This is a genomic window from Pseudomonas sp. W22_MBD1_FP4, from assembly GCF_052113765.1.
In the GTDB taxonomy this organism is placed as follows: domain Bacteria; phylum Pseudomonadota; class Gammaproteobacteria; order Pseudomonadales; family Pseudomonadaceae; genus Aquipseudomonas; species Aquipseudomonas sivasensis.
This window is the reverse complement of record NZ_JBGQOI010000006.1, coordinates 65,528-77,638: the sequence shown is the minus strand read 5'-3', so window position 1 is coordinate 77,638 and position 12,111 is coordinate 65,528. Positions and strand designations below refer to the sequence as shown.

Here is a 12,111-nt window from a genome sequence, read left to right as displayed (position 1 = left end):
GTGTATTGCGACGCTCGTAATAATGTATTGATCTAGAGCTGTAGACGCCCTTCGATGCACACCGCAACAGCGCCGCCGATCCAGATTTCATCGCCCTGGCGTTCGACGCTTATACGCCCCGCGCGCCCCATGGCTGTGCCTTGACTGACCACGTAGCGCTCCGGCGCCAGGCCTTCACCCAGCAACCATTGGGCAACGCCTGCATTCAGGCTGCCCGTGGCCGGATCCTCCGGCGCGCCGTCGCCTGCGACAAAGCCACGCACTTCAAATTGGGTATCCACGTCGTCTTGTTCAGGGTTACAGGGGGCAATCACGCCTACGGCCAGCCCTTTCAGCTGTGAATAATCCGGCTGCAAAGCCAGGACTTGATCACGATCCACCAACATCACGGCGAGCCACCCCGCCCCATTGTCGACCCACTGGCTGCGTAGGATGCAGCCCGGCTCCAGGCCCAACCCCAGGCGAATACGCTCCAGCAGGTCTTCCTCCAGCGGCCCCGAACGCAACAACGGCGGCGCGATAAACGCCAGTTCATCACCTTGACGACGGATTCGCACCAGGCCGATTTCACACTCCTGGATGATCTCTTCACCTTTGGGCACCCCGCCCGCCGTCAACCACGCGTGGCAACTGCCCAGCGTCGGATGCCCGGCAAACGGCAGCTCATGCACAGTGGTGAAAATTCTCACTCGGTAGTCAGCACGAGGATCGCGCGGTGTGAGTAAAAACGTGGTTTCACTGAGGTTGGTCCATTTAGCGAAGTCCGCCATCTGTTGATCGCTGAGGCTGTCGGCCCCCAAAACCACCGCCAGCGGGTTGCCCTTGAGCGACACGCGGCTGAACACATCCAGTTGTTTGAAATCGAAAGTCGGCATGCTTCAGCTCGGAATATTTAGGCCACGGATCACTGCCGGGCGGGCAACAAAACCGTCCAGCGCGCGCAGTACGTTAGGGAAGTCGGCGATGCCCACGATATCGCCCGATTCATAAAAGCCGATCAGATTGCGAATCCATGGGAAGGTAGCAATGTCGGCGATGCTGTAGTCATCGCCCATGATCCACGTACGACCGAGCAGGCGTTTTTCCAACACTTCCAGCAGGCGGCGGGATTCGGCGGCGTAGCGGTCGCGGGGTCGCTTGTCTTCGTAGGCCTTGCCGGCGAATTTGTTGAAAAAACCCAACTGGCCAAACATCGGGCCGATGCCGCCCATCTGGAACATCAGCCATTGAATCGTTTCATAGCGTGTCGCAGGATCTTCGGAGAGCAACTGGCTGGTTTTTTCTGCCAGGTAAATCAATATCGCGCCGGATTCAAACAGCGCCAACGGCTGGCCAGCCGGGCCGTCGGGGTCGATGATCGCGGGGATTTTGTTATTGGGGTTCAGGGACAAGAACTCGGGGGACAACTGGTCCTGGGTCTCGAAACTGACCTTGTGCGCCTCGTAAGGCAGGCCCAGTTCTTCGAGCATGATCGAGACTTTTACCCCGTTGGGCGTGGGCAACGAGTACAGTTGCAAGCGCTCGGGGTGCTGGGCAGGCCATTTGCTATTGATTGGGAATGCGGCAAGTGGGTTCATCAGGAAATCCCTGGCTAGGCAGAAAGTCCCCATGATAGACATCTCCCCGGTGTCCTGCATGGGTCATCAATGCGCAACATTAGCGGGCTATTATCCCGCGCAGGCGAACCAATACGCCTGCCGGCACTCATAAGTGCGCTTAAACGGTGAATGGAGGCGCCTCGCTATAACGACACGGAATACCGCAGGACGCCACCGGCGTCATTGGGGCCAGGCTTGTCCGCCTTAACGTGACGCACGAAGACTCGAACCTATAATGAAGATCAAGCCTCTGCGCCTTGTGCAACGACTCAAACACTATTCGTATGTCATGTTGCCGCTGCTGCTGGTCAGCGGCGCCATGGTTGCAGCCCTCGATGCCCGTGAAAGCCGCGCCCAACCGGTGGACGGTGTGCAAACCCTGGTGTTCCTGCGCCACGGCGAAAAACCCGCCGGCGGACTCGGCCAGCTCAATTGCCAGGGCCTGAACCGCGCGATGAACCTGGCCACCCTGCTGCCGGAAAAATTCGGCAAGGCCAACTTTGTGTTTGCTGCCAACCCGACGCGCAATGTCGAGGAAGGTGAGCTGGACAATTCCTACAGCTACATCCGCCCACTGATGACCATCAGCCCCAGCGCCATCAAGTTGGGCCTGCCGGTGAATATCAAATTCTCGGCGAATGACACCAGCGACCTCGCCGATGAGCTGGTCGAAGACAAATACCACAACGCCACCATCTACACCGCCTGGTCCCACGGTTACCTGCCGGAGTTGATCAATAAGGTGGCGAGTGAAGCGTCCGGCGAAAAACACACAATTACCGACGATTGGTCGGGCAGTGACTACGACACGCTGTATGTACTGACGCTGACCTGGCACAACGGCAAGGCCTCGCTGCTGAGCCGCAACTACAAGCAGGGCTTGAACGACGGCGATGAAACCTGCCCGGAACCGACACAGGTGAGTGCCGATAGCTGACAGCGTATGATGCGTCGCTATTGACTCACCGGCGGATCATCAGCATGTCTAAACTCTCCTCCACCCAGCCCGTACGGGGCTGGTCGTTCTGGTGGAAACCAGCGCTGTTCCTCTTGGTGGCCTGCATAGGCCTCTATTACGTGAAGTGGTCGCCCTACTACTTCAAGGCATTTGTAGCGGCCGACAATCACAGCATCGGCGCCTCGATTCTCAACGATCAACAAAGCTCGCCCCTGGCGGCAGCGCTGGCCTATGCCCAGGTGTATTTCCTGGCGATCTGGAAAGCCGCGGTGCTGGCGGTGATCCTTGGTTCGCTGCTGCAAGTGCTGATCCCCCGTGACTGGCTGCTGCGCCTGTTCGGCCGTGCAGGCCTCGGTTCGACCGTGCGCGGCGGGTTATTCGCCTTGCCGGGGATGATGTGCAGTTGCTGCGCGGCGCCGGTGGCGGCGGGCATGCGGCGCCAGCAGGTGTCGGTGGGCGCGGCGCTCGCTTTCTGGATTGCTAACCCGGTGCTCAATCCTGCCACCCTGGTGTTCATGGGCTTTGTGCTCGGCTGGGGATTTACCGCGTTGCGGTTGGTGGCGGGAATTGTGCTGGTGGTGGGCGTGTCGTTGGTGGCGCAGCGCATTGCTCGCCCGGACCAGATGCCTGAAGCGGCGTTGGACGCTGTCGCCGACGTCAGCACCATCGAAGCGCAACCTTTCCTGAGCCGCTGGTTGCGCACCCTGTGGCAGCTGTTCTGGAACACAATCCCCATCTACATCCTGGCGGTGCTGATCCTGGGTGCTGCGCGGGTATGGCTGTTCCCCCATGTGGACGGCGCCATGGCCAACAGCCTGGTATGGCTGGTGCCGCTGGCGATTGTCGGCACGTTGTTTGTGATTCCTACAGCGGCTGAAATCCCCATCGTACAAACCATGATGGCCCTGGGCATGGGCACCGGCCCGGCCGTGGCCTTGCTGATGACCCTGCCGAGCGTAAGCCTCCCGTCGCTGTTGATGCTGCGTAAGGATTTCGATGCGCGGGTGCTGGTGACGGTGGCCGGGTTGACCATGCTGGTGGGAGTGGTGTGTGGGCTGATCGGGGCGGTCATTCTTTAGTTATGTGGTTAGGCTGATGGCGGTTGCGCGAGCGAGCCCCACGCTCGCGCAAGTATTCCACCACCGCTGCCTGCTCCCCGGCAAACTCGATCCGTGCACCTTTCTTCTCACGTTGAAACGCGTACATAGGATCGTAGTACTCACGCAACCCCACGATCCAACCCCGATGCAAGTCCACACTACCGCTGCGGGCCTGTTCAGCCAGGGCCGCTTGCATCAGCGCGTGCAAACGCTGATAGCGCTCGCCCCCCAGACGCTTGTGGATATTGGCCAGGCTCTGGGTCAGCCGCTCGGCAAACCGCTCGAAACCCGCTTCGCCAAACGCTACGGCGAACTGCGCACACAGATCGGTCACGTACTCGCGTAATACCCGCTCTACACGGTTTTCCAGGCTTTCTTCCAGCCACACCATTGGATACACCTGCATGCCCCGGTGCAGGTTCAGCGGCAAGGCGCAGCTGCCGATCATGCGGCTTTCGTCCTCAAGCACAAACTGTTCGATGCCTCGTGCGCGTTTTTTCAGAACGTCCACTGCCAGGCGGTTTTCGAAGTCGATGTTGGACGGCTGGCCGCTCGCGCGCTTGCCGAAGCTGGAACCACGGTGATTGGCGTGGCCTTCCAGGTCCAGGCCATTGTTCAACTGATTGATGACCTCGGTCTTTCCGCTGCCGGTCAGGCCGCCCAACAGCACGAAATCACACTGTTCGACCGCCTGGTCCACGGTCTCCAACAGAAACGTGCGCATGGCCTTGTAGCCACCGCCGATCCGCGGATAGTCGATACCCGACTCGTCCTTGAGCACCTGTTTCACCAATTGCGAACGCAGGCCGCCACGAAAGCAATACAGGTAACCGTCCGGGTTGACCTGGGCAAACTCGGTCCAACGTGCCAGGCGCTCTTCAAGCACCTTGCCGCTGACCAACTGGTGCCCAAGGACGATTGCCGCCTGCTGCCCTTGCTGCTTATAGCAAGTGCCGACGCGCTGGCGCTCGTCATCGTTCATCAGCGGCAGGTTGACCACGCCGGGGAACGCGCCCTTGATGAACTCCACCGGCGCGCGCGTATCCATCATCGGCCGGTCGTTGAGGAAAATGTCGCGGTAATCGGTGATGTCAGTTGCCATCAAAACACCTCTACCGCGTTGGTCTGTCGCTCTACCAGTGCGCCGATCGGCTCCAGGCTCAGGCCCAGTTCCTTCGCCACGGCATGGAACTCGGCATCACCTTCGGGGGTAACGGCGATCAGCAGCCCGCCACTGGTCTGCGGGTCGCATAGCACGCGCTTGTGCAACTCCTGCACGCGCCCGAGTTTGCTGGCGTAGCTGTCAAAGTTGCGCAAGGTGCCTCCGGGCACGCAACCCTGGTCCAGGTAGTACTCGACCCCGGGCAGGCGTGGGACTTTTTCATATTCGATGCGTGCAGTCAGGCCACTGCCGTCAGCCATTTCCACCAGATGGCCCAACAGGCCAAAACCGGTAACGTCGGTCATGGCTGTCACGCCGGCCAGCTTGCCGAAACGGCTACCGGGCTTGTTGAGGGTGCACATCCAGTCGCGGGCCAGGCCGATGTCAGCCTCGCGCAGCTTGCCCTTCTTTTCGGCAGTGGTGAGGATGCCGATGCCTAACGGCTTGGTCAGGTACAGCTGGCAGCCAGCAGTGGCGGTGTCGTTGCGCTTCATATGGCGCTTTTGCACGATGCCGGTCACGGCCAGGCCGAAGATCGGCTCCGGCGCGTCGATGGAGTGGCCGCCTGCCAGGGGGATACCGGCGGCGTCGCACACCGAGCGGCCACCGCGAATCACTTCCCGGGCAATCTCCGGCGCCAGCACGTTAACCGGCCAGCCGAGAATGGCGATGGCCATCAACGGGTCGCCGCCCATGGCGTAGATGTCGCTAATAGCATTGGTGGCGGCTATGCGGCCGAAGTCGAAGGGATCATCGACAATCGGCATGAAAAAGTCCGTGGTGGAGACCACACCACGCTCGTCGTCGATGGCATACACCGCCGCATCGTCCCGCGAGGCATTGCCGACCCACAGGTTGGGGTCGAGGTTCTGTGCGCCGCTGCCGGCAAGGATAACCTCCAATACCTGGGGCGAGATCTTGCAACCGCAACCCGCGCCGTGACTGTACTGGGTAAGGCGAATCGGCTGGTTCATGGTGGACCTCAAAGTAACAAGTGGGGGGAGTCTACCAGACAGCAAAAAGCCGGCTGGGCGCTTGCGAGCACAGCCGGCTTTCAGGTTTCAGCGATTACTGGCGGGCAGCGAGCAAACGCTTGTGACGGTTGCGTCGTGCGATGTTCAAGCATTCGATGGCCGCCGAGAAGGCCATGGCTGCGTACACGTAGCCTTTAGGCACATGGGCGCCGAAGCCTTCGGCGATCAGCGTCATGCCGATCATGATCAGGAAGCCCAGGGCCAGCATCACCACGGTCGGGTTGTCGTTGATGAATTTGGCCAACGGCTCAGCCGCCACCAGCATCACGATCACCGAGGTCACCACGGCAATGATCATGATCGGCAAGTGCTCGGTCATGCCCACGGCGGTAATGATGCTGTCGATGGAGAACACCAGGTCGAGCAGCAGGATCTGCCCGATCGCCGCGGCGAAGCCAATGGCCACGGTGTTGCCAACCGACGCTTTCTCTTCAGGCTCCGGGTCCATGCTGTGATGGATTTCGGTGGTGGCCTTCCACACCAGGAACAGACCACCGGCGATCAGGATCATGTCCTTCCACGAAAACGCCTGGCCGAGTACTTCGAACACCGGTGCCGTCAACTGCACGATAAACGCGATAGTGCTCAACAGGCCCAGGCGCAATATCAGCGCCATGCTGATACCGATGCGCCGTGCCTTGGCCCGGTGCTGCTCGGGTAATTTGTTGGTGAGGATCGAAATAAAGATCAGGTTATCGATGCCCAGCACGATTTCCATGACGATCAGGGTGGCCAGTGCAACCCAGGCGGTGGGGCTGGCGGCCAGTTGTAAAAGGTAATCCATAGGTCAGTCCTGAGGTTGTGCCGGGAAATTAAGCTTCTTTACTGTTCGAGTCAGACTCGTTTTCTTCCTGATCGTCCTTTTTTTGCGGACTGATAAGGCCTTGTGTCGCTTCACTCAATGCCTGCTCGGCAGCCTTGTGGGTGTCATCGATGGCTTGCTTGGCCGACTCGGTGGCCTTGCCCAAGACCTGCTGAGCACTTTTCTCGACCTGATCGCAACCACTGATCATTACCAAGGTAAGCGCAAGCAACGATGCCGCGCCCAGGGAATTGAGCTTCATCATGTATTCCTCGTTAGAACCATTGGGTCCAAATAGTGGCCCCGCGATAGCGAGGCATTCTATGCACGCGAACACTTCAGTAAAATTCGTATTTTTCTAGCATATACTTCGGTTTTTACGAAGTGATGGCTGCCATGCTCAATTACCGACAATTGCACTACTTCTGGGTCGTGGCCAAAACCGGCAGCATTGTGCGCGCCTGTGAGCAACTGAACCTCACGCCCCAGACCATCAGCGGGCAGATCAGCCTGCTGGAGCAAACCTTCGGTATCGCGCTGTTTCAACGAGTCGGCCGGCAGTTGGAGCTGACCGAAGCCGGACGCCAGGCTCTGCCCTATGCCGAGCACATGTTCCAGACCGGCAATGAATTGGAAGCAATGCTGCGCGCGCAACCCGATCAACAGCAGATTGTGTTCCGAGTCGGTGTGGCGGATGTGGTGCCCAAGTCCATCGTCTACCGTCTGATCGCACCGACCATGGAGCTGAGCGAGCCGCTGCGCATCACCTGCCGCGAAGACAAACTCGAACGCCTGTTGGCCGACCTGGCGATCCAGCGCCTGGACCTGGTGATCTCCGACAGCCCGATGCCGTCGCACCTCGACATCAAGGGCTACAGCCAGAAATTGGGGGAATGTGGCATCAGCTTTTTTGCCACTCAGGCATTGGCCGACCAACATGGCGGCGATTTCCCACAGTGTTTGCACGGCGCGCCTCTATTGATTCCAGGCGCGGAGACGGTAGTGCGCAGCCGCTTGCAACGCTGGTTCGCCGAGCAGCAGATCCAGCCGAAGATCATCGGCGAGTTCGATGACAGCGCCCTGATGCAGGCGTTTGGCCAATCCGGCAGCGGGATTTTTATCGCTCCCAGCGTGATCGCCGAGGAGGTGGTGCGCCAGTACGGCGTGGCGCTGATCGGTCAGACCGATGCGGTCACCGAGTCGTTCTACGCGATCTCGGTGGAACGCAAGGTCAAGCACCCTGGCATCGTGGCGATTACCGAAGGGGCAAGGCGCGAGCTGTTCACCGCCCTGCCCTGAAGGCTCAGGCCCCGGACGCGACCGGCTGTTTGGCGGTCATCAGCCACAGCGCCAGCAGGATCGACACCAGGATAAACCCGGACGCCGCAAAGCCCAGACTGCCCAGGCCCAAGGTGTCGATGACGTGCCCGCCGACCAACGCCCCCAAGCCAATCCCCAGGTTGGCCCCGGCAATGTTGAGCGACGCGGCGAACGCCGGTGCATGGGGCGCGGCCTTCATCAGTCGCACATGGCTGACCAGGAACATCGCCGCTTGGGTCACGCCCCACACCGCCATCGCTGCCGCCAGGCCGACGGTGGAGTGAATCGCCGGCACCAATGCAACCATACCGGCGATCATGAAACCGCAGAACACCATGGACGCGATCAACGGGTGGCGATCCACAGCGCGGCCGCCCAAAGAGTTGCCAATCAGCCCGACAGCACCAAAGCCCATCAGGCACCAGCCCACCAGGGTCCCGTCGAAACCGGCCAGGCGTTCAAGGATGTCCGCCAGGTAGGTATAAGCCGTGAACATGCCGCTGAACACCAGGATCGACAGCAGGATATGACCCTGCATCAAGGGGTTGCGCAGGATCTTGAACTGCGAGCGCAGTGTCACTTCGTCGTTTTTCGGTTTCGTCACTGGCAAGTAGATAAACAGCAGCAAAGCCTTGGCCAACGCCACCACAGCCAGGATGGCGAACGCGGTACGCCAGCCGAACATATCGGAAATCAGCGTGCCCACCGGGATGCCAAATACCGTGGCGCAGACAATGCCGAAGCCGATCTTTTCAATGGCACGCCCGGCGTATTCCGGACCGACGATGTCCACCGCCGTTTCGCTGGCCAAGGCCCAGAACACCGGCAAGCCCAGGGCCGGAATCAGACGCGCCACGGCCATTACCCAGATATTCGGCGCCAGCGCGGCCACGGTGTTGGCTGCCGCGAACATGATCAGGATGGTGATAAACAGGCGCTTGCGCGGGAAACGAGCGCAGTACGCCGTTAGGAACGGCCCGAACGCCGCTACGGTAAACGCGAACAGCGTCACCAGCAGCCCTGCCTGGGACACGCTGACATTCAGGTCCCGGGCAATCGACGGCAGCAGACCGACGATGATGAATTCTGTGGTCAGCACGGTAAAGCCGGCGGCCGACAGCAGCAGGATGGGAAACAGCATGAAAACTCCAGAAACAACGACATCAACGACAGCCCGGAGGGCCCGCTGACGGATAGGAAAGTTGAGAGGGGGCGAATCTTAACAGAGTATGTCCGGAGTTGAACAAGGCTCGCCGCCGTGGGTGACGGAATGCCGCACTAAACGGGACATGTCCTACAGCATGCTAGACTCGCCGCCTGCTTCCTACAGCGCTTTCGCCTGCAATGCTGCGCCCTACTAAAAAAACTAGAGACAACTGTTTATGACTCCTGCCCCTTCCCTCCTCCAACGGCTGACACGCGTCAGCCTGGTCACGCAAATCGTCATCGGTTTGATCGCCGGCATTCTGCTGGCATTGCTGTTGCCTGAAGCCGCCAGAGCCACCGGATTTATCGGCAAGGTGTTTGTCGCCGCGCTCAAGGCAGTCGCGCCGATATTGGTGTTTGTGCTGGTGATGGCCTCGATAGCCAACCATAAACACGGCCAGGAAACCCATATCAAACCGATTCTGTTCCTGTATTTGCTGGGCACATTCGCCGCCGCCGTGGTGGCGGTGATTGCAAGCATGTGGTTTCCCTCGCCGTTGGTACTCGTCACCCATGACGCCGCCGTCAGCGCTCCCGGCGGTATCGACGAGGTGCTGCAAAGCCTGCTGCTCAGCGTCGTGGACAACCCGATCAGCGCGCTGATGAACGCCAACTTCATCGGCATCCTGGCCTGGGCGATCGGCATGGGCATCGCCATTCGCCATGCTGGCGAAACCACCCGCACCGTGCTCGACGACCTCTCCAACGGCGTGACCCTGATCGTGCGCGTAGTTATCCGCTTCGCCCCCCTGGGTATTTTCGGCCTGGTCGCCTCGACTCTTGCCACTTCCGGTTTCGGCGCCCTGCTCGGCTACGCGCACCTGCTGCTGGTATTGATCGGCTGCATGCTGTTCGTGGCCTTGGTGGTCAACCCGGCTATCGTGTTCTGGAAGCTGCGCCGCAACCCCTATCCGCTGGTGTTGATGTGCCTGCGCGAGAGCGGCATCACCGCGTTCTTCACCCGCAGCTCCGCAGCGAACATTCCGGTAAACCTGGCGTTGAGCAAACGCCTGGGCTTGCATGAAGACACCTATTCAGTGTCGATCCCACTGGGTGCCACCATCAACATGGCCGGCGCCGCGATCACCATCACCGTGCTGACCCTGGCCGCCGTGCATACCCTGGGCATCAATGTCGACCTGCCGACCGCCGTGCTACTTAGCGTGGTCGCAGCCGTGTGTGCGTGCGGCGCATCAGGCGTGGCCGGGGGTTCGCTGTTGCTGATCCCGCTGGCGTGCAGCCTGTTCGGTATTCCGAGTGAAATCGCCATGCAGGTGGTGGCCGTCGGCTTCATCATCGGTGTGCTGCAGGATTCGGCGGAAACTGCGCTCAACTCCTCCACCGATGTGCTGTTCACCGCCGCTGCGTGCCTGGGCAAGGAAGAGCAACCAGCTTAACGTTCGCGCACAAAAAAACCGGGGCGATTCCAGAGGGAACTGCCCCGGTTTTTTTATGGAAGCTTAGAACGCGCCCATGTAGTCACGCTTGCCCACTTCAACGCCGTTATGGCGCAGCAAGGCGTAAGCGGTGGTGACGTGGAAGAAGAACTGCGGCAGGCCGTAGGTCAGCAGGTAGGACTGGCCGCTGAAGCGCTTCTCTTTCGGGGTGCCTGGGCGGGTGATGATCTCGATACCTTCTTTGCCGTCGACTTGCTCAGGCTTGATGGTGTCGACAAACGCCAGGACCTTGGCGATCAGCGCTTGCAGGTCGGCGAAGGTCACTTCGCTGTCTTCGTATTTAGGCACTTCGATCTCGGCCAGGCGCGCAGAAACGCCTTTGGCGAAGTCGACGGCGATCTGCACCTGGCGCACCAGTGCGAACATGTCCGGGAACAGACGCGCTTGCAACAGAGCGTTGGGTTCGATGTTCTTGGCAGTAGCGTGGGCTTCGGCCTTGTTCAGCACATCGCTGAGGGCGTTAAGCAGTTGCTTGAAGACTGGGATGGAGGCGGCGTACAGGGAAATAGTCATGACAGTCTCATCGGTAATGGCAGGGTTGGAACCAGCGGCGATTATAGCCATGCCCGGCGCTTGTCTTTTATTTTTTCAGGATTACGCTAGTGGCCTTCACTGCATAGGGAACGCGCGATGACCGCCGAGCACGACACCGACACCCCTGAGCCGCGCCTGAACAGCACGGAAATCCGCATTCTGGGCTGCCTGATCGAAAAACAGGCAACCAACCCGGAAACCTACCCCCTGACCCTCAACGCCCTGGTGCTGGCCTGCAACCAGAAGACCAGCCGTGAACCAGTGACAAACCTCAGCCAAGGCCAGGTCGGGCAAAGCCTGCGCGTACTGGAAGGCCAAGGCTTTACCCGCCTGGTGATGGGCAGCCGCGCAGACCGTTGGGAACACCGTGTGGACAAGGCACTGGAGCTGGTACCGGCGCAGGTGATCCTGATCGGGCTGCTGTTTTTACGTGGCCCGCAGACCGTCAATGAACTACTGACCCGCAGCGGACGCATGCATGATTTCGAAGATGCCGAGCAGGTGGTGCACCAACTGGAACGCCTGATTGCACGCGGGTTGGCGCTGCTGGTGCCGCGTCAGGCGGGGCAGCGGGAAGATCGGTATACCCATGCGCTTGGGGATCCGGCGGATATCGAGGTAATCATCGCGGCGCGAGGGAATCCTGTGGAGCGCGGGGCTGGAGTGTCTGTGGAGCGTATTGAAGAGCTGGAAGCGCGGATCGCAGCGCTGGAAGAGCGCCTCGCACAGCTGGAACAGGCATAACTCGGTAAAAACTGTGGGAGGGGGCGGTTCAGTTGGAACAGATTTGACTGACACACTGCTATCGCGAGCAAGCCCCCTCCCACAGTTGAGTGGATTTCAGTCCGGCAATGTGTTGATCGTGAATGCGTAAAGATAAAACTAAGTAACTGACCCCCTGAAGATCAAAATGTGGGAGGGGGCTTGCTCCCGATGGCGG

The 12,111-nt window shown here is 60.1% G+C and carries 13 protein-coding genes; 5 read left to right on the top strand and 8 right to left on the bottom strand.

What is annotated here, in order from left to right; all coding sequences use genetic code 11:
- Positions 1–32: 32 nt before the first annotated feature.
- Both ACEN2T_RS10145 and ACEN2T_RS10140 read right to left on the bottom strand, forming a co-directional pair.
- Entirely contained in the window at positions 33–875 is an 843-nt protein-coding gene (locus ACEN2T_RS10145; RefSeq protein ID WP_099603184.1) for a PhzF family phenazine biosynthesis protein, read from the bottom strand.
- A 3-nt stretch (positions 876–878) separates the two neighbouring features.
- Entirely contained in the window at positions 879–1,577 is a 699-nt protein-coding gene (locus ACEN2T_RS10140) for a glutathione S-transferase N-terminal domain-containing protein (protein WP_032886667.1), read from the bottom strand.
- 256 nt (positions 1,578–1,833) lie between these two features.
- Between ACEN2T_RS10140 and ACEN2T_RS10135 the strand changes: the two genes are divergently transcribed.
- Positions 1,834–2,535 (top strand): hypothetical protein, encoded by a 702-nt coding sequence (locus ACEN2T_RS10135; RefSeq protein WP_032886668.1) that lies wholly within the window; start codon positions 1,834–1,836, stop codon positions 2,533–2,535.
- Between the two features lie 44 nt (positions 2,536–2,579).
- Positions 2,580–3,635, top strand: a complete 1,056-nt coding sequence (locus tag ACEN2T_RS10130) for a permease (RefSeq protein WP_032886670.1) — start codon at positions 2,580–2,582, stop codon at positions 3,633–3,635.
- Here ACEN2T_RS10130 and mnmH read toward each other — a convergent pair.
- The 4 genes from mnmH to ACEN2T_RS10110 form a co-directional block, all read right to left on the bottom strand.
- A complete protein-coding gene (mnmH, locus tag ACEN2T_RS10125) occupies positions 3,625–4,758 on the bottom strand; it encodes a tRNA 2-selenouridine(34) synthase MnmH (RefSeq protein ID WP_442116643.1) in 1,134 nt (377 codons plus the stop codon). The two genes, ACEN2T_RS10130 and mnmH, sit on opposite strands and share 11 nt — an antisense overlap.
- Positions 4,758–5,792, bottom strand: coding sequence for a selenide, water dikinase SelD (selD, locus tag ACEN2T_RS10120; RefSeq protein ID WP_032886671.1), 1,035 nt, complete (start codon positions 5,790–5,792; stop codon positions 4,758–4,760). Before selD ends, mnmH begins: the two co-directional genes overlap by 1 nt.
- Positions 5,793–5,886: 94 nt before the next feature.
- Entirely contained in the window at positions 5,887–6,636 is a 750-nt protein-coding gene (locus tag ACEN2T_RS10115) for a TerC family protein (RefSeq protein WP_032886672.1), read from the bottom strand.
- A 28-nt stretch (positions 6,637–6,664) separates the two neighbouring features.
- Entirely contained in the window at positions 6,665–6,916 is a 252-nt protein-coding gene (locus tag ACEN2T_RS10110; protein WP_032886673.1) for a hypothetical protein, read from the bottom strand.
- A 134-nt stretch (positions 6,917–7,050) separates the two neighbouring features.
- Here ACEN2T_RS10110 and nhaR point away from each other — a divergent pair, with 134 nt between their 5' ends.
- Positions 7,051–7,953, top strand: coding sequence for a transcriptional activator NhaR (gene nhaR, locus ACEN2T_RS10105; protein ID WP_032886675.1), 903 nt, complete (start codon positions 7,051–7,053; stop codon positions 7,951–7,953).
- Positions 7,954–7,957: 4 nt separating this feature from the next.
- Here the strand turns inward: nhaR and ACEN2T_RS10100 are convergent, their stop codons facing one another.
- Positions 7,958–9,115 (bottom strand): MFS transporter, encoded by a 1,158-nt coding sequence (locus ACEN2T_RS10100; RefSeq protein WP_339484121.1) that lies wholly within the window; start codon positions 9,113–9,115, stop codon positions 7,958–7,960.
- A gap of 241 nt (positions 9,116–9,356) precedes the next feature.
- Here ACEN2T_RS10100 and sstT point away from each other — a divergent pair, with 241 nt between their 5' ends.
- Positions 9,357–10,577 (top strand): serine/threonine transporter SstT, encoded by a 1,221-nt coding sequence (sstT, locus tag ACEN2T_RS10095; protein WP_032886678.1) that lies wholly within the window; start codon positions 9,357–9,359, stop codon positions 10,575–10,577.
- Positions 10,578–10,640: 63 nt separating this feature from the next.
- On the opposite strand, the gene ACEN2T_RS10090 is transcribed toward sstT, so the two are convergent.
- On the bottom strand, positions 10,641–11,150 hold the full coding sequence (locus ACEN2T_RS10090; protein WP_442116642.1) for a DUF1993 domain-containing protein: 510 nt from the start codon (positions 11,148–11,150) through the stop codon (positions 10,641–10,643).
- Between the two features lie 117 nt (positions 11,151–11,267).
- Between ACEN2T_RS10090 and ACEN2T_RS10085 the strand changes: the two genes are divergently transcribed.
- Entirely contained in the window at positions 11,268–11,915 is a 648-nt protein-coding gene (locus tag ACEN2T_RS10085; RefSeq protein WP_032886681.1) for a YceH family protein, read from the top strand.
- The last annotated feature ends 196 nt before the right edge of the window (positions 11,916–12,111 follow it).